17 protein-coding genes are annotated in these 15,256 nt (G+C 66.6%); 11 read left to right on the top strand and 6 right to left on the bottom strand.

Annotated elements, in window-relative coordinates; genetic code table 11:
• Positions 1-110 precede the first annotated feature (110 nt).
• Positions 111-1,199: an ATP-dependent DNA ligase gene (locus tag IEX43_RS10435; protein ID WP_188810758.1), complete on the bottom strand. Its 1,089-nt coding sequence runs from the start codon at positions 1,197-1,199 to the stop codon at positions 111-113.
• A gap of 284 nt (positions 1,200-1,483) precedes the next feature.
• On the opposite strand from IEX43_RS10435, the gene IEX43_RS10430 reads away from it, so the two are divergent.
• The 4 genes from IEX43_RS10430 (at position 1,484) to IEX43_RS10415 (ending at position 5,871) form a co-directional block, all read left to right on the top strand.
• Positions 1,484-2,476, top strand: a complete 993-nt coding sequence (locus IEX43_RS10430) for a TIGR03885 family FMN-dependent LLM class oxidoreductase (protein ID WP_188810756.1) — start codon at positions 1,484-1,486, stop codon at positions 2,474-2,476.
• Positions 2,473-4,167, top strand: coding sequence for an alpha-amylase family protein (locus tag IEX43_RS10425; protein ID WP_188810754.1), 1,695 nt, complete (start codon positions 2,473-2,475; stop codon positions 4,165-4,167). Before IEX43_RS10430 ends, IEX43_RS10425 begins: the two co-directional genes overlap by 4 nt.
• A gap of 39 nt (positions 4,168-4,206) precedes the next feature.
• Positions 4,207-5,436 carry a pyridoxal phosphate-dependent aminotransferase gene (locus tag IEX43_RS10420; RefSeq protein ID WP_066272546.1) on the top strand — a complete coding sequence of 410 codons (1,230 nt, stop codon included), beginning with the start codon at positions 4,207-4,209 and terminating at the stop codon, positions 5,434-5,436.
• Between the two features lie 198 nt (positions 5,437-5,634).
• Positions 5,635-5,871, top strand: coding sequence for a hypothetical protein (locus IEX43_RS10415; protein ID WP_066272548.1), 237 nt, complete (start codon positions 5,635-5,637; stop codon positions 5,869-5,871).
• A gap of 76 nt (positions 5,872-5,947) precedes the next feature.
• Here IEX43_RS10415 and IEX43_RS10410 read toward each other — a convergent pair whose 3' ends face one another.
• From IEX43_RS10410 to IEX43_RS10400, 3 genes are all read right to left on the bottom strand, one after another.
• Positions 5,948-6,235 (bottom strand): MoaD/ThiS family protein, encoded by a 288-nt coding sequence (locus IEX43_RS10410; protein ID WP_188810752.1) that lies wholly within the window; start codon positions 6,233-6,235, stop codon positions 5,948-5,950.
• 7 nt (positions 6,236-6,242) lie between these two features.
• Positions 6,243-7,349, bottom strand: coding sequence for a WD40/YVTN/BNR-like repeat-containing protein (locus IEX43_RS10405; protein ID WP_188810750.1), 1,107 nt, complete (start codon positions 7,347-7,349; stop codon positions 6,243-6,245).
• A gap of 62 nt (positions 7,350-7,411) precedes the next feature.
• A complete protein-coding gene (locus IEX43_RS10400; protein WP_104187071.1) occupies positions 7,412-7,612 on the bottom strand; it encodes a hypothetical protein in 201 nt (66 codons plus the stop codon).
• A 290-nt stretch (positions 7,613-7,902) separates the two neighbouring features.
• Here IEX43_RS10400 and IEX43_RS10395 point away from each other — a divergent pair, with 290 nt between their 5' ends.
• From IEX43_RS10395 to IEX43_RS10370, 6 genes are all read left to right on the top strand, one after another.
• A complete protein-coding gene (locus IEX43_RS10395) occupies positions 7,903-8,613 on the top strand; it encodes a hypothetical protein (RefSeq protein WP_188810748.1) in 711 nt (236 codons plus the stop codon).
• 155 nt (positions 8,614-8,768) lie between these two features.
• Positions 8,769-9,515: a class F sortase gene (locus IEX43_RS10390; RefSeq protein ID WP_188810745.1), complete on the top strand. Its 747-nt coding sequence runs from the start codon at positions 8,769-8,771 to the stop codon at positions 9,513-9,515.
• Positions 9,516-9,582: 67 nt separating this feature from the next.
• The gene (locus tag IEX43_RS10385) at positions 9,583-10,101 is read left to right on the top strand and encodes a universal stress protein (protein ID WP_188810743.1); all 519 of its coding nucleotides are present in this window, start codon (positions 9,583-9,585) and stop codon (positions 10,099-10,101) included.
• Between the two features lie 255 nt (positions 10,102-10,356).
• Positions 10,357-10,701 carry a metal-sensitive transcriptional regulator gene (locus IEX43_RS10380; protein WP_188728362.1) on the top strand — a complete coding sequence of 115 codons (345 nt, stop codon included), beginning with the start codon at positions 10,357-10,359 and terminating at the stop codon, positions 10,699-10,701.
• Positions 10,702-10,756: 55 nt separating this feature from the next.
• Positions 10,757-10,996, top strand: a complete 240-nt coding sequence (locus tag IEX43_RS10375) for a heavy-metal-associated domain-containing protein (RefSeq protein WP_188810741.1) — start codon at positions 10,757-10,759, stop codon at positions 10,994-10,996.
• Between the two features lie 25 nt (positions 10,997-11,021).
• Positions 11,022-13,319, top strand: a complete 2,298-nt coding sequence (locus IEX43_RS10370; RefSeq protein WP_188810739.1) for a heavy metal translocating P-type ATPase — start codon at positions 11,022-11,024, stop codon at positions 13,317-13,319.
• A gap of 23 nt (positions 13,320-13,342) precedes the next feature.
• Here IEX43_RS10370 and IEX43_RS10365 read toward each other — a convergent pair whose 3' ends face one another.
• Positions 13,343-13,615 (bottom strand): DUF2277 domain-containing protein, encoded by a 273-nt coding sequence (locus IEX43_RS10365; RefSeq protein ID WP_188810737.1) that lies wholly within the window; start codon positions 13,613-13,615, stop codon positions 13,343-13,345.
• 214 nt (positions 13,616-13,829) lie between these two features.
• Between IEX43_RS10365 and IEX43_RS10360 the strand changes: the two genes are divergently transcribed.
• Complete coding sequence (locus tag IEX43_RS10360) at positions 13,830-14,093, top strand: WXG100 family type VII secretion target (protein ID WP_104186801.1); 264 nt, start codon at positions 13,830-13,832, stop codon at positions 14,091-14,093.
• A gap of 101 nt (positions 14,094-14,194) precedes the next feature.
• Here IEX43_RS10360 and IEX43_RS10355 read toward each other — a convergent pair whose 3' ends face one another.
• Positions 14,195-15,247 (bottom strand): EamA family transporter, encoded by a 1,053-nt coding sequence (locus IEX43_RS10355; RefSeq protein ID WP_188810735.1) that lies wholly within the window; start codon positions 15,245-15,247, stop codon positions 14,195-14,197.
• Between the last annotated feature and the right edge of the window lie 9 nt (positions 15,248-15,256).

Genomic DNA, 15,256 nt, shown 5'->3' with positions numbered 1-15,256 from the left:
CGGACAGGACACGTTCCAGCCCGGTTTTCAGACCGGAAAGCCCGCCATTCCCCCAAATGGCGGGCTTTCCCCGTTGAAAAACGGGCTGCCTTGGCAGCGAGCGGCGAAGCCTACGGCCGGCCGGTCTCCAGCACCGATGACAGGTCGAAGCTGACCGGTTCCTCCAGCTGCGCGTATGTGCACGATTCCGGGTCCCGGTCCGGCCGCCAGCGGTTGAACTGGGCCGTGTGCCGGAACCGTTCCCCCTCCATGTGGTCGTACCGCACCTCCACCACCAGCTCGGGGCGGAGCGGCACGAAGGACAGGTCCTTGCCGGCGCTCCAGCGGCTGCCCTCGGCGTTGCGCGGCGTCCGTTCCCCCTCCTCCTGCTTGGCCCACGCCCACGGGTGGTCATCGAAGGTGGTCACCAGCGGCTGGAGCTGCTCATACAGTTCCTTGCGCCGCTTCATGGGGAAGGCGCCGATCACGCCCACGCTGGCCAGGCCGCCGTCGTCCTTGTACAACCCCAGCAGCAGCGAGCCGATCACATCCGGCCCGCTCTTGTGCAGGCGGTATCCGGCCACCACGCAGTCGGCGGTGCGCTCGTGCTTGGTCTTGAACATCACCCGCTTGTCCGGCTCGTACCGGCCATCCAGGCGCTTGGCCACAACGCCGTCCAGCCCGGCGCCCTCGAACTGCCGGAACCATTGCTCCGCCGTGTCCTTGTCCGTGGTGGCGGCGGTGAGGTGGACCGGGGCCTTGCTTGCCGCGAGGGCTTTTTCCAGGGCCGCCCGCCGCTCGGTGAAGGGGCTCCCGGTGTAGTCGTCGTCACCCAGGGCCAGAAGATCGAACGCCACGAAGGAGGCCGGCGTCTGGGAAGCGAGCAGCTTGACCCGGCTGGCGGCAGGGTGGATGCGCTGCTGCAGGGCCTCGAAATCGAGGCGGTCCCCGGAGGAGCCCACCAGGATGATCTCGCCGTCCACCACGCAGCGCGGGGGCAGGTTTTCCTTCAGTGCCTCAACGAGCTCGGGGAAGTAGCGCGTCATGGGCTTCTCGTTGCGGCTGCCGATCTCCAGGTCGTCGCCGTCGCGGAAGATGATGGACCGGAAGCCGTCCCACTTTGGTTCGTAGCTGAGCTCCCCGCCTCCTGCAACACCAGGAATGCCGCTGACGGCCTTGGCGAGCATGGGCGGGACGGGCGGCATCACGGGAAGTTCCATGCTGCCCATTCTTGCCCGGGAAGGTGCTCCGGCGTAAGACCACAGTCAGCAGGCGGCAGGCTCAGCCCGCGAGCAGCCACACGATGAGGATCAGCAACGGCGCCACACCCGCCGTGGACAGCGGTTTCCCGGCCACGGCAACCCCGCGCCCGTACTTGCCTTCCAGCTCCGCCTGCGCGGGAGCTCCGGGAAGCGCAGTATTACAAGCCTAAGACTCATCGGACAAGTGGTGCCGGGCAGGCCAGCCCTCGACACGGCACCCCTCCGGACGGTAGAGGTTAACGATGGTTACCGTCGGCTTCCACGCCTCACACGAACAGATCAGTCCCGCCCAACTGCTCAAAGACGTCCAGCACGCGGAACGGGCAGGATTCGATGCCGCCATGTGCTCGGACCATATTGAGCCCTGGTCCGCCCGGCAGGGACACTCCGGCTTCGCCTGGTCCTGGCTCGGCGCGGCGCTGGCCACTACCACCCTCCGCTTCGGCGTGGTGACCGCGCCGGGCCAGCGCTACCACCCCGCCATCATCGCCCACGCTTCCGCCACCCTGGCAAGCATGTTTCCGGACCGCTTCTGGATGGCACCCGGCAGCGGCGAGAACATGAACGAACACGTCACCGGCGACGCCTGGCCGCCCAAAGAGGTGCGGCAGCGCCGGCTTGAAGAGTGTGTGGAAGTGATCCGCCGGCTGCACCGGGGCGAAGAGGTGACCCACCACGGCCTTGTCACCGTGGAACAGGCCCGAATCTGGGATGTTCCGGACTCCCCGCCGCCGCTGATCGCCCCGGCCATCAGTGTGGAGACCGCCCGCCGCTCGGCCGCCTGGGCGGACGGCCTGGTCACCATCAACCAGCCCGCTGACAAGCTCAAGGACATGCTGGCGGCATACCGGGACAACGGCGGCCGCGGCAAGGCCGTGCTGCAGGTGCACCTGTCATGGGCCCCCCGTGAACAGGACGCGGCAGCCATTGCCCTGGACCAGTGGCGGACCAACACCTTCGCCCCGCCGGTCCCGTGGGACCTCCCCACCGCCGGGCATTTCGACGGCGTCAGCGGGCAGATCGGCGAGGCCCAGGTCAGGAAGGCGGTCAACGTCTCGGCAAGCCTGGAGCAGCACGCCGAGTGGCTGGCCGGTTACGCGGACCTTGGCTTTGATGAAATCTACCTGCACTTCGTCGGGCAGGAGCAGGCCCCGTTCATCGATGCGTTTGCCACGGACGTCCTTCCACAGCTGCGCGGCTCGCGGGCCCAGGCACGGGCGCAGGCACCGGCATGAGGCTCGCGGAAACCTCGGACCTCTGGTGGAAGAACGCGGTCATCTACTGCCTGGACGTTGAGACTTTCTTTGACGACGACGGCGACGGCACCGGTGACTTCGCGGGCCTCACCCAGCGTGTGGACTACCTGGCCGCGCTGGGCGTGACGTGCATCTGGCTCATGCCGTTCTACCCCTCCCCGGACCGGGACGACGGCTACGACGTGACGGATTTCTTCACCGTGGACCCCCGGCTCGGAACCATGGGGGACCTGGTGGAGTTCATGCGGGCGGCCAGGGACCGGGGCATGCGGGTCATCGCCGACTTCGTGGTGAACCACACCTCGGACCAGCACCCGTGGTTCGTTGAGGCCCGGAAATCAACGGACAACAAGTACCGGGACTACTACGTGTGGCGGAGCGACACTCCCCCGGACACGTCCTCCGAGGTGGTGTTCCCGGGCGAAGAGGACTCGCTGTGGGAAAAGGATGACGCCACCGGCGAGTGGTACCTGCACATGTTCGCCAAGCACCAGCCGGACCTGAACGTCACCAATCCCGACGTGCGCAACGAGATTGCCAAGGCCATGGGCCTGTGGCTGGAATTGGGCCTGGACGGGTTCCGGCTGGACGCTGTGCCCTTCTTCCTGGAAACCCGGGGGCAGCCCAGGGACGAGGCCGCCAACCTGGATCCGCACGGCTTCCTCGCCGCCCTGCGCAGTTTCGTGAGCCGCCGCAACGGCAGCGCCGTTCTGCTGGGCGAGGTCAACCTGCCCTACAAGGAACAGGTGGAGTTCTTCGGCGGACCGGACGGCAACGAACTGAACATGCAGTTCGATTTCATGTCCATGCAGTACATCTACCTGTCCCTGGCCCGCGGGGATGCCCGGCCCCTGGCTGAGACCCTGAAGAGCCGGCCGCCGCTGCACCCGGACAACCAGTGGGCCATGTTCGTGCGCAACCATGACGAGCTGACCCTGGACAAGCTCAGCGACGGCGAGCGTGAAGAGGTGTTCGCAGCTTTCGGGCCCCAAAAGAACATGCAGATCTACGGACGGGGGCTGCGCAGGAGGCTTCCGCCGATGCTTGGCGGCGACCCTGAGCGCCTCCGCATGGTCTATTCGCTGATGTTCGCCCTGCCCGGCACACCGGTGCTGTTCTACGGTGAGGAGATCGGCATGGGCGAGGACCTCCGGCAAAAGAGCCGCGCGGCGGTGCGCACTCCCATGCAGTGGACCGACGATAAGAACGGCGGCTTTTCCACCGCCAAGGTTGCGGACCTGGTGGCACCACTGGCCCGGGGAGAGTACGGCCCGGAGCACGTCAACGCCGCTGCCGCCAAACGCGATCCGGACTCGCTGTTCAACTTCATGGTGACCCTGATCCGCCGCTACCGGGAGTCCGCAGAGCTTGGCTGGGGAGAATTCTCCATCATTGACCAGCCCGAGCCGGCCGTCTTCGCGCACACTTGCAGCACGGACACCGGCGCACTGGTGCTCCTGCACAACTTCGGGGAGGAGCCCGTGAAGGTCAGTGGCACCCTGGGCACCGAGGACGGGCCGCGGAACGCCTTCAAGGACGCCATCCTGCTGGACCTGTTCGACGGCGACAACGTACCACTGGATCCCGACGGCGGCTTCAAGGTTGAGCTGGGACGTTACGGCTACCGCTGGTACCGCCTGCACCGCAAAGGCGACAGGCTGGCACCCTAGCCGGCGCGCCGTCGTCGTCCGGGTATGAAAAAATCAACCATGCGCCCCATGCAGCACTCCAGCAAGCTCCAGAACGTCCGGTACGAACTCCGCGGACCCATCCTCCAGGCCGCCAAGGCCATGGAGGCGGAGGGGCACCGGATCCTCAAGATGAATCTCGGGGACACTGCCCCGTTCGGCCTGGAAACGCCGGAGTCCGTGGTGGTGGACATGATCCACCACCTGCGGGGCGCCCAGGGGTACAGCGATTCGAAAGGGATCTTCTCCGCGCGTACCGCCATCTCGCAGTACTACCAGACGCGCGGCCTGATGCAGATCGGGGTGGAGGACATCTTCATCGGCAACGGCGTCAGCGAGCTCATCTCGATGTGCCTGCAGGCGTTCATGGAAAACGGCGACGAGATCCTGGTGCCCGCTCCGGATTACCCGCTGTGGACTGCCGCGGTCACGCTGACAGGGGGCAAGCCTGTGCACTACCTCTGCGACGAGGGCGAGAACTGGTGGCCGGACATGGCCGACGTGGAGGCCAAGATCACCAGCCGCACCAAGGGGATTGTGATCATCAACCCCAACAACCCCACGGGCGCCGTCTACCCGCGGCACATCCTGGAGCAGTTCGCGGCTTTGGCCCGGAAACACCACCTGGTCCTGTTCTCCGACGAGATCTACGAAAAGGTGCTTTACGAGGAGGCCCAGCATATCCACACTGCGGCCGTAGCCGAGGACGTCTGCTGCCTGACCTTCAGCGGATTGTCCAAGGCGTACCGCATGCCCGGCTACCGGGCCGGCTGGGTTGCCGTCACCGGACCACTTGCCGCCACCGCCGCCTACCGGGAAGGACTGGAGCTGCTGGCCTCCCTGCGGCTATGCCCCAACGTTCCGGCCCAGCACGCCATCCAGACCTGCCTTGGCGGCTACCAGAGCATCGACGCCCTGGTGCGGCCAGGGGGCAGGCTCCGTGAACAGCGCGATCTTGCTTACCAGCTCCTAACCGAGATACCCGGCGTGACGTGTGTTCCCGCAGCGGGGGCCATGTACCTGTTCCCCCGCCTCGATCCGGAGCTCTACCCCATCAGCAGTGACGAGCAGTTCGTTCTGGACCTGCTGAAGGACCAAAAGATCCTCGTCTCGCACGGTTCCGCGTTCAACTGGCCCACGCCGGACCACTTCCGGTTTGTGATCCTTCCGTCCGTCCTGGACATCCGGGAGGCTGTGCACCGCATTTCCACCTTCCTGGCGGCATACCGCGCCAGCGTGGAACTGCCGTAGCCCCTCAAGGCCGCGGCCGCCGTCGGGCCTAGCCCCGCCTGTTCTGCTGCGGTGGACGAAAAACAGTGCCCGGGAAACAGCTCCGGCGCGAAGAACTAACCCGCGCCTAACCGCGGGGAAACGCGGGCGCAACATTGCCTCGGCACACTGGATTATGCAGGCAAGAGCCGGCACCAGCCCCAGTCAGGAGGCCCCGCCATGAAGCAGAAAGCGACACCACATGTGACCCGAGTCCGTGCCCTGGACCAGCTCCACCGCGGCGACGAGATTGAAGCCCGCCTCTCCGTGGGCCCTTCCTACGACGACGTTGTGATCCGCCGCGGAAGTGTTCAGGAAACCGCGCCAGGCATCGGCGTGGTCTGGATCCTGGACCGGCTCACCGGCCTGCGCAAAGCCATCAATACGGACGAATGCAGCGTCTGGCGGCTCGCCTGAAATTGTCGGGATCCGCGGCCCGGGTGTAGCCAGCAAGGGCTGCCCGCCGCACCGGAATCTTCGACACCAAGGCCTTTCAGCCTCCGGCCACCGACTGGATGACCAGCACCTCCTGGCCTGGGGCCACCTCGGTTTCCAGGCCCTGCAACCGCCGCACCTCGTCCCCGCCGACGTACACATTCACGAAGCGCCGCAGCGCACCGGTCTCGTCACGGAGGCGCCGGGCCAGCACTGCGAAGTCCGAGGTCACCGCATCGAGGAGTTTTCCCACCGTAACCGGCCCGTCGGCGGGCGCAGTCAGGACGGACTGCCCGCCGGCCAGTGGCTGCAGGACGCTGGGAAGCACCACCCTGATTTCCCGCATGCTGCTCTCAGGCACCGGCTATCACGGCTGCCCGGACACAGAGCACATCCGGAAGATGGGACACAACCTCCTGGAACGTCCCGCCTTCGTCCGCACTCGCGTAGACCGAGCCGCCGCGCGTCCCGAAATAGACCCCGGCCGGTTCCGCTGTGTCCACGCAGGCAGCATCGCGCAGGACGCTGTTGTACTCCCCGGTGGGCAGGCCGTTGCTGAGCCGTTGCCAGGTGGACCCGGCGTCGTCCGTGCGGTGGACGGCCAGTTCGCCGTCCGGCGGAATGCGTTCGCCGTCCGCTTTCAGGGGGATGACCCACGCCGTTCCCTCCCGGCGGGGATGGGTGAGCATCACAAAGCCGAAATCCGCCGGCAGTCCCTCCGCGATGGAGTCCCAGCTGTCCGCGTTGTCATCCGTGCGGTAGACGCCGTGGTGGTTCTGGGCGTAGAGGCGGCCGTCGACGGCGGCATCCGCTGCGATCTTGTGCACGCACTGACCGAACTCCGGGTTGGGATCGGGCATGAAGTAGGCCGAAATGCCGCGGTTGCGCGGCTCCCACGACGTGCCGCCGTCGAGTGACCGGTAGACGCCTCCCGTGCTCATGGCCACGTGGACCGTGTCCCCGGCCGGATGGACCACGATGGAGTGCGCGGCGGCACCGCCGTAGCCCGCGCCCCACTCGCTGCGGTGGGGGTGGTCCCACAGCCCGCGGTTCAGTTCAAAGTGTTCACCGCCGTCGGTGGATTTCCAGACGGAGATGGGCTCCGCTCCTGCCCAGACGACGCCCGGCCGCGCCTCCGCATCCGGATAGATCTGCCAGATGCGTTCCAGCGCGGCACCCGTGTCCTCCGGAAATCTCACGGCGCCCTGCTCGGGCTCGGACCAGGTGGCGCCCAGGTCATCGGAGTGCGCAACGGTGGGACCCCAATGCTCGCTGCGGACGCCCACCATGATCCTGGTCCGGCCTTCCCGGGTGTCTATGCCAATGCTGGGGATCTCGCTCATCAGGAAATGGGGGCCGGTGAAAGACCACTGTTGCCTGTCCTTGCTGGTGGCCAGCCAGAGGCCCTTTTTGGTCCCGATCGCTAAGACAAAACTCTCTGCGGTTGCCATGCCCACCATGCAACCACCGCGCACAGCAGCCCGCAATGGTTATTTTGTCTCCATGCCGGGCGTGCGGAGGGCTAGTCCACGAACTCTGACTGGGTTTCAATAAAGTCCCAGTCCGCCGGGGTCAGGACGGCCGCCGGATTGTCCGGATGCGGGCCGCCCGCTTCCGCAATCCCCTGGAGTACCGGAAGGGGCAGCTCATCGGCCCGGAGGTTTTCCCGCAGCCATTCCTTGCTTGCCAGGTCCAGGTCCAGCCACCACATGTAGATTTCCATGACTTCATGCACCTTTCGTATGTTCCAACGTTAGGCCCGGGCGGATGCGCGGACAAGACGCACCTGTGGCAGGCAGGTACCCGGTGCGGGGAGTCCGCTGATGATGCGGGTACCCGCAAGTAACCGCATGGACGGGCCGCCGGAAAAGACGAGTACCCCCTACTCAGGACTGCCTCCGGCTGCCACCCCTAGCCTGAAAACTCAAGCAAGCTGACCGTGTTGCTGGGGCATTCGGCGCAAGTGCTGGCCTCCTCATCATGGTCCGTTCATCAGAGTCTGGGGAGAAAACAATGAAACGTACCTTTGTGACTGTGGGGGTTGTCGGGCTGGGGCTGCTCAGCGTGACGGCACCGGCCATGGCAGCGCCTGAAAGAGTCATCGTCTGCCACAACGACGGAGGCAGTTGGTCGCCGCTGGAATTCAACATCAACGGCCTGAACGGCCACGACCAGCATCCGTTGGACATCATTCCGCCCACCTCCGAGTCGCCCGGAAAGAACTGGACCGACGCCGGAAAGCTTCTCTACGTCGAGAAATGCGCTGCGTTGCCGCCGGGCGAAACACTGCCGGAGGTGCCGGACGAGGAGCCGGCTGAGGAGGAACCGGTGGTGGAGACGCCGGTTGTGGAGACGCCTGTTGTGGAAACGCCGGTTGTGGAAACGCCTGTCGTGGAAACTCCGGTTGTTCAGGCGCCCGCCGGGGAGACACCCGCGCTGACACCTCCTGCCGAACAGTCCGCGGTGGTTCCTCCGGCAGCAGGGGCCGGTGTGGCCCCGCAGGCAGCCGCGCCGGCTGCCCCTGCTCAGAGGGCAGCCGTTCAGCAGCCAACCGCTGTTACGGGGGCCACCAGCCTCGGTACCAACCAGGGGTACAACGCCCAGACCGCCGTCGGTGGTTCTGCCAGCACCCCGTCATGGCTGGCCGGGCTGGGAGCGTTGGCGGCAGCAGGAGCGGCAGTGGCTCTCCGCCGCCGGTCCCGCCCGTTCACCCCGGCCGGCTGATACAGCAGCGGGCAGCATCACCGCAGGCCCTGGCTCGTGGCTTGGTGAGCACGGACTGGGCTGCGGCCCTTGACAGGGAAGGCGTCCCGCCAGTGCCCGGCGGGGCGCCTTCCCTCCTTTCGTCTAATCCCTTCGTCAAAATATCGAGGAGCACCATGGCCAAGGTCCACAGCCGGCACGCAGCGGGCGCGAAGCGCGCACCGCGGCGCTGGAACCGTGGGGACCTGACCATCCTCCTGTGCGGCGTCCTGGCGTTCCTGTCCATCACCTTTGGCGCACCACTCCTGACGCACACGGCCCCCAATGTCAGCGCGCAGGGTTCGCTGGTGGTTGTCCAGCCAACCGCCGCTGGCATCCCGACCATAGATTCGGCGCCTATCGCGGTAACGGGTACAACGGAAGGAACCGCCGCGCCTTTCGACTCCTCCGCCAGTCCCGCCCCGGCCCCCCTGCTGCCCGACGCCGCAGAGCCCCGCCGCATCCGCTACCCAGCCGCCGGCTTCGACGTCCCCGTCCATCGCCTGGACCTGGACAGCGACGCCCAGGCAAACCAGACCGTTGTGCCGCCCGAAACCAAGGACGGCTACTGGCTGGCGCCCTTCGGCACCCCCGGCCACGGCTCAGCCAACACCACCTACGTCATCGGCCACAGCTGGGACGGCGCGGAGGCACCTTTTAACCACCTGAGTTCAGCGGCAACGGTGGGTGACCGGTTCGAGGTGGACACCGCAACCGGCACTATCCCCTACCATGTGGACACCGTCACCACGTACCTCAAGGCCACCCTTAAGGACAGCCTCATTTGGGAGATCGTGCCCAACCGCCTGGTCCTGATCAGCTGCTACACGGAGGACCCATGGGGGAAAAACGTGGTTGTCACGGCCTCGCCCGCCGTTCCCTGACGGCCCGAAAGGCACACGCTCTCCACCCGCCCTATCCAAGAGCATTCAAGGAGGCTGAAAATAAGCTATGAGCCCGGAACAGATGAGCAGTAACCCTCCCCTGGTGGTGGGCATCGCACCCGGACAGCACGCGGAAGTCCTGCAGACCGCCGTCTCACTCGCCGCGCGCCTGGGGACGCGGTTGCTCTGCGCCTATGTGGATGAGGCCAGCTTCCTGGTGGACTGGGACCCTGCGCGGCCCGCCCACCGGCTTTCCCTGCACCCCGACACGGACGACGCCAACATCGGAGCCGTGGCACTGGAGCTTAAGTCGGCCATAGAAGAGGCAGTGGCCGGCGTCCCGCCCGGTACCGCAGCGGCGGAATGGACCCTGCAGACCCTCGCCGGGGATCCTGCGCGCGCACTCGCCCGGCTCGCAGCCGAAAACGACGCGCCGATGATCATCGTGGGAACCTCTGAGCGCGGCTTCTCCCATCGCCTGGCGGAAGCCCTCAGCGGGTCCGTGGGTGCCTGGCTCACGCACCATCAGAGCAGGCCTGTCCTCATAGTTCCCTACCGGATGCCTGCCCATGACGACCGGCCGTGAAACTAAAGCGAAAGTAGTTATTCGGGGTGCTGGCGGACCGGACTACCAGCCAGTATGCTGAATCAAGCAAGACGGGTTCCAGCATGATGGAAGAAGGTTGGAATCCGGATATTGCCCAAAAGCTGCTCCGGAGTGCGTATCCCCCAATAACGCACTCCGGAGCTTTTTTGTGCCCCGGCTTCGGAGCCGCCCAGGGCAGCGCATACCCCCTGGGGGTACTTGTAGATATACCCCAAGGGGGTATATGGTGTGATCATGAGCGGAATTGAAGAAGCAGTCAGCGGGCACGCTACGGACCTGCAGCCGCCGCACGGCTATACGGGCAACAAAGAGGCTTACCTCCGCCGGCTGAAGCGCATCGAGGGCCAGGTCCGCGGGATCGCGCGCATGGTGGATGAGGACAAGTACTGCATCGACATCCTCACGCAGGTCGCGGCCGTCACCAAGGCCCTTCACGCCGTCAGCCTTGGCCTGGTGGAAGAGCACATCGGCCACTGCGTGGTGGGGGCCGCCTCCGAACCGGACCCGGCAGCCCGTGCCGACGCTATCGACGCCAAGGTCAAGGAAGCCGCCGACGCCATCGGCCGGCTGCTCCGCTGACGAAAAACCTACCCAACCAGCGCCGGTTACCGCCGGCAAACCTGAAGGAGCAGCCATGAGCACCACCTCCCCCACCACCACACGGGTCAGCGTCTCGGGAATGACCTGCGGCCACTGCGTTTCGGCGGTCAGCGAAGAACTCGAAGCGCTGGCCGGCGTCGAAGAGGTAACTGTGGAACTGAACGCCGGAGGCATCTCCACAGTGACCATCACCTCCAGCTCGGAGCTGGCCCCTTCAGAGATCGGGGAAGCGGTCGCCGAGGCCGGCTACCTCGTCGTCGCCAACGAAGCCTAAGAACGCCACTGAAGCAGGGAACCCCATGAGCAACCAGGAACTCCTCCACCAGCCCGCCACCCGGGTGGTGGAACTCGACATCGAGGGCATGACCTGCGCCTCCTGCGTCAACCGGGTGGAAAAGAAACTTGGCAAGCTCGACGGCGTGCAGGCCTCGGTCAACCTGCCCCTGGAATCAGCCCACGTCACGGTGCCGGCAGGCATCACTGACGAGCAGATCACGGCAACAGTGGAGGCAGCGGGGTACAAGGCAACCATCCGCCAGCCACTCAAACAGGGCCAAAGCCCGGCCAGCGAAACCGGGGACCTCCCCGCAGCGAAGCTCCGCCCCCGCCTGATCCTTGCAGCGGTTCTAACCGTCCCTGTCTTCGTCATCTCGATGGTGCCGGGAGCCCAGTTCCCCCACTGGGGCTGGGTGGCAGCCCTACTGGCCCTGCCGGTGGTGACCTGGGCAGCCTGGCCATTCCACCGGGCCGCGGCCATTAACGCCCGCCACCTTGCATCCACCATGGACACGTTGGTGTCCATCGGCGTGACGGCGGCGTACCTGTTCTCCGCCTGGCAGCTGCTCGCAGATCCCCGCATGACTGAACACCCGGGAATGGAAGGCATGGAGACCGGCGGCCTCTACTTTGAGGTGGCAGCCGTCGTCACCACGTTCCTGCTCCTGGGACGTTTCCTCGAGGCCAATGCCAAGCAAAAGGCCGGCGACGCGCTCCAGGCACTCCTGAACCTGGGGGCCAAGGATGCCACCGTCCTCCGTGACGGCAAGGAACAGCGCATCAGGGCCGACCTCCTGCAGGTGGACGACGTCCTGGTGGTCCGCCCCGGTGAAAAAATTGCCACCGACGGCCTGGTGACGGACGGAGACTCGGCCGTGGACGCCTCACTGGTGACCGGCGAATCGGTGCCCGTGGAGGTAGGCCCGGGAAGCCGGGTCACGGGCGCCACCATCAACACCTCGGGCCGCCTGCTGGTGCGTGCAACCCGCGTTGGCTCCGAGACAACCCTTGCCCAAATGGCACGGCTCGTTTCGCAGGCGCAGACCGGCAAGGCACCCATTGCCCGCCTCGCGGACCGCATCAGCTCCGTCTTCGTCCCCGTGGTGCTGGCCATTGCCACGCTCACGTTCGTCCTGTGGCTTCTCTTTACGGGACCGGATGTGACCAGCGACGACCTGCGCTCGGCGTTCACCGCCGCCGTCGCCGTCCTGGTAATTGCCTGCCCGTGCGCCCTGGGCCTCGCCACCCCGGTTGGCCTGCTGACGGGAACGGGGCGCGGCGCCCAACTGGGCATCCTCATCAAAGGGCCGCAGGTTCTGGAGGACACCCGCACCGTAGACACTATTTTGCTGGACAAGACCGGGACCGTGACCACCGGCGTCCTTGCCGTGGACGCGACGCTTGCCTTTGAGGGCTTCAGCGAGGCGGAGGTGCTGCGCCTGGCGGGCGCCGTGGAGGCAGCGTCGGAGCACCCGGTGGCCAGGGCCATCGCTGCCGCGGCCCGTGCGGATACCGGGGGGCTGCGCCCAGCGGACGACGACGGCGCCCTCCCTGCCGTGGAAGGCTTCCGTTCCGCGCCCGGCGGCGGCGTTACCGGAACCGTCGAGGGCAGGGTGGTCCTGGCAGGCCGGACAGGCTGGCTGGAGCAGAACAACATCACCATCCCGCAGGAGCAGCAGGTTTCACTGGCAGCTGCGGAAGCCTCCGGCGCCACCGCCATCTGGGTTGCCGTGGACGGTCTTGTTGCCGGCATCATCAGCCTTCGGGACACCCTCAAGGAAGGCTCCCCCGCCGCCATCGCACACCTGAAGCGGCTGGGCCTGCGCCCCATCCTGCTCACCGGCGACAACGCGGCCGTTGCCGCCCAGGTGGCGGCCGCCGTCGGCATAGACAAGGAAGACGTCTACGCTGGGGTCCTGCCCGAAGGGAAAGTGGAGGCGGTGCGCAGGCTGCAGGCCGGCGGCGCCACCGTGGCCATGGCCGGAGACGGCGTGAATGACGCTGCCGCACTGGCCCAGGCTGACCTGGGTATTGCGATGGGTTCCGGCACGGACGTGGCCATCGAAGCCGCGGACCTGACGGTGATGGGCAACAACCTTGCCCAGGTGGCGCAGGCCATCGAACTCTCCCGCAGGACCCTGGCCACCATCAAGACCAACCTCTTCTGGGCATTCTTCTACAACGCCGTGGGCATCCCGGTGGCTGCCCTGGGCCTGCTCAACCCGATGATCGCCGGGGCCGCCATGGCCGCCAGCTCCGTCCTGGTGGTGGCCAACTCCCTGCGCCTGCGGAGCTTCGGCAAGCAGCCGCCGGCCAGCTAGGGCACGCCACGTAGCTTCTGGGCTCAGGCGGCGCCGTACCGTACGGCTGCCCGCGCCCTGGCCTTGGCTGCCTCGGCCTCCCGGTCCTTTGGCGGCGCTTGCGAGACCAGGGCGTCCAGGAGGTGCTGGGTGATGTGGGCGATCTCGTGGACGGCCGCATCAAAGGCTTCCTGGTTGGCCTTGGACGGCTTGGTGCTGCCGCTGATCTTGCGCACGTACTGCAGTGCGGCGGCGTGCACTTCCTCCGACGTGGCGTGCGGTTCGAAGTTGTGGAGGGTTCGGATATTCCGGCACATACAGCCATGCTAGGCTCTGGAACGCCTGGGATCGACCCCCCTCGGAACGGTTTGCGCAAGCACCGGCCATGGGGAGCCCGGCATGGGCAGGGCTGCCCATCGACGCTGCCTCAGGGGGCGGGGTAGGTTTTAGGCAATGGATCTTCCGGATGAGCCGGGGGGCCGAGGGGGATGCCGACCTGGTTCGGATCCACGATTCTATGAGGAGAAACTGATGGCTATTTGGGGTGCAGACGTTCAGCAGCTTCGTCAGCTGGGCAGCAAGCTTCAGGCAGGTGCAACCGAGATCGACAACCAGAAGTCCAATCTCAACAGCCTTCTGCAGAGCACCAACTGGAAGGGACCGGACGCGGACAAGTTCCGCGACGAATGGTCCGGTACCCACACCACCATGCTGACCAAGGTGGCCGACGCGCTCCGGGAAGCCGGCACCAAGGCCAAGCGCAACGCCGAACAGCAGGAGCAGGCCTCCAACTAGTCCCTGCGCACTGCGCAAGGCCTGTCAAGCGGGTCCGGACACCCCACCGGTGTCCGGGCCCCGCTGCGTTTAAGAGCCGGTCCGCCCTGGTGCCGCACAGGCTAAGGGACGGGTTCGACGTCGTTCGCGTGTTCCAGCGGCGACGCCGCCCTGGGCCGTTCCTGGCCGCGCGGCTCCTCCCCGCCCGCTGTGCGGCCGGCGGCCGGCCCCCGCAACTCATCGAGCCGGACCAGTACCACGCCGCCCACGATCAGGACGCCGCCGAGGAGCTGGATGGCCCCCGGCAATTCACCGAGCAGCAGCCAAGCCCACACGACGGCGAAGAGGACCTCGGTCAGCGACACGAAGGACGCCACCTTGGAGCCCAGCGCCCGTGCGGCCATGATGCCGGAGACGTAGGCCAGCACGGTTGCCAGGACCACCAGCCCCGCCAGCGGCACCCACCAGGGTGTGATCCAGGGTCCCAGCCTGGTGTCGGCCGTGCTGAATGCCATGGGCAGCAGGCCGGTGGCAGCCGCAAGCCACATCACGGCGGCACCGACAAACAGCCCGCCCGAGGCAAGCACGATGGGCGGCAGTGTGTCATTCTCCTTCGCGGTGATGAAGAAGTAGATGGCAAGGCATACTGCGGCGGCCATTCCCCAGAGGACGCCAACAACATCGATCCTGACGGCGCCGGTCAGGTCAAGGACCAGGACCAGGCCGGCGAGGGACAGCAGCGTCCCGCCGAAGGTCAGCAGGCGCGGCCGCTTCCGGCTGGCGGCCCACAGCCAGAGCACAATGATCACCGGGGCGAGGTATTCGAGCAGAAGAGCCACGCCTACCGACAGCCTTGCGACTGCGTTGAAGTAGAAGAGCTGGCAGGCTGCGACGCCGATCAGCCCGAACAGCCCAATGGTCACCCAGTTGTCCCGCAGTTGATGCCAGCGGCCCCGGAGCGCAGGGATGGCGGGCACGGCGAGGATCAGGGCTGCCCCGGTGAGCCGGGCCGTGACGGCCGCCCCCGGCGTCCACCCCGCTTCCAGGAGCGCCTTGGCGAAGGACCCGGAAAGGCCGAAGACCGCGGAGGAGAACAGTGCAATGCCCAGGCCGGAGGCGAGGAAGCCACGCCTGGCTGCGGGCAGACGGCCGGGCGCGCGGCGTGCAGCGGACATTGGTCGGCT

It is taken from the genome of Pseudarthrobacter polychromogenes, from assembly GCF_014644495.1.
Lineage (GTDB): Bacteria > Actinomycetota > Actinomycetes > Actinomycetales > Micrococcaceae > Arthrobacter > Arthrobacter polychromogenes.
Note: the sequence above shows the minus strand (reverse complement) of the source record. Positions and strands in the feature narration are given on the sequence as shown.

Excerpts from the sequence above, each read along its gene's own strand:
- IEX43_RS10435 (WP_188810758.1), bottom strand. The coding sequence starts at position 1,199 with ATGGAACTTCCCGTGATGCCGCCCGTCCCGCCCATGCTCGCCAAGGCC.
- IEX43_RS10430 (WP_188810756.1), top strand. The coding sequence starts at position 1,484 with ATGGTTACCGTCGGCTTCCACGCCTCACACGAACAGATCAGTCCCGCC.
- IEX43_RS10425 (WP_188810754.1), top strand. The coding sequence starts at position 2,473 with ATGAGGCTCGCGGAAACCTCGGACCTCTGGTGGAAGAACGCGGTCATC.
- IEX43_RS10420 (WP_066272546.1), top strand. The coding sequence starts at position 4,207 with ATGCGCCCCATGCAGCACTCCAGCAAGCTCCAGAACGTCCGGTACGAA.
- IEX43_RS10415 (WP_066272548.1), top strand. The coding sequence starts at position 5,635 with ATGAAGCAGAAAGCGACACCACATGTGACCCGAGTCCGTGCCCTGGAC.
- IEX43_RS10410 (WP_188810752.1), bottom strand. The coding sequence starts at position 6,235 with ATGCGGGAAATCAGGGTGGTGCTTCCCAGCGTCCTGCAGCCACTGGCC.
- IEX43_RS10405 (WP_188810750.1), bottom strand. The coding sequence starts at position 7,349 with ATGGTGGGCATGGCAACCGCAGAGAGTTTTGTCTTAGCGATCGGGACC.
- IEX43_RS10400 (WP_104187071.1), bottom strand. The coding sequence starts at position 7,612 with ATGGAAATCTACATGTGGTGGCTGGACCTGGACCTGGCAAGCAAGGAA.
- IEX43_RS10395 (WP_188810748.1), top strand. The coding sequence starts at position 7,903 with ATGAAACGTACCTTTGTGACTGTGGGGGTTGTCGGGCTGGGGCTGCTC.
- IEX43_RS10390 (WP_188810745.1), top strand. The coding sequence starts at position 8,769 with ATGGCCAAGGTCCACAGCCGGCACGCAGCGGGCGCGAAGCGCGCACCG.
- IEX43_RS10385 (WP_188810743.1), top strand. The coding sequence starts at position 9,583 with ATGAGCCCGGAACAGATGAGCAGTAACCCTCCCCTGGTGGTGGGCATC.
- IEX43_RS10380 (WP_188728362.1), top strand. The coding sequence starts at position 10,357 with ATGAGCGGAATTGAAGAAGCAGTCAGCGGGCACGCTACGGACCTGCAG.
- IEX43_RS10375 (WP_188810741.1), top strand. The coding sequence starts at position 10,757 with ATGAGCACCACCTCCCCCACCACCACACGGGTCAGCGTCTCGGGAATG.
- IEX43_RS10370 (WP_188810739.1), top strand. The coding sequence starts at position 11,022 with ATGAGCAACCAGGAACTCCTCCACCAGCCCGCCACCCGGGTGGTGGAA.
- IEX43_RS10365 (WP_188810737.1), bottom strand. The coding sequence starts at position 13,615 with ATGTGCCGGAATATCCGAACCCTCCACAACTTCGAACCGCACGCCACG.
- IEX43_RS10360 (WP_104186801.1), top strand. The coding sequence starts at position 13,830 with ATGGCTATTTGGGGTGCAGACGTTCAGCAGCTTCGTCAGCTGGGCAGC.
- IEX43_RS10355 (WP_188810735.1), bottom strand. The coding sequence starts at position 15,247 with ATGTCCGCTGCACGCCGCGCGCCCGGCCGTCTGCCCGCAGCCAGGCGT.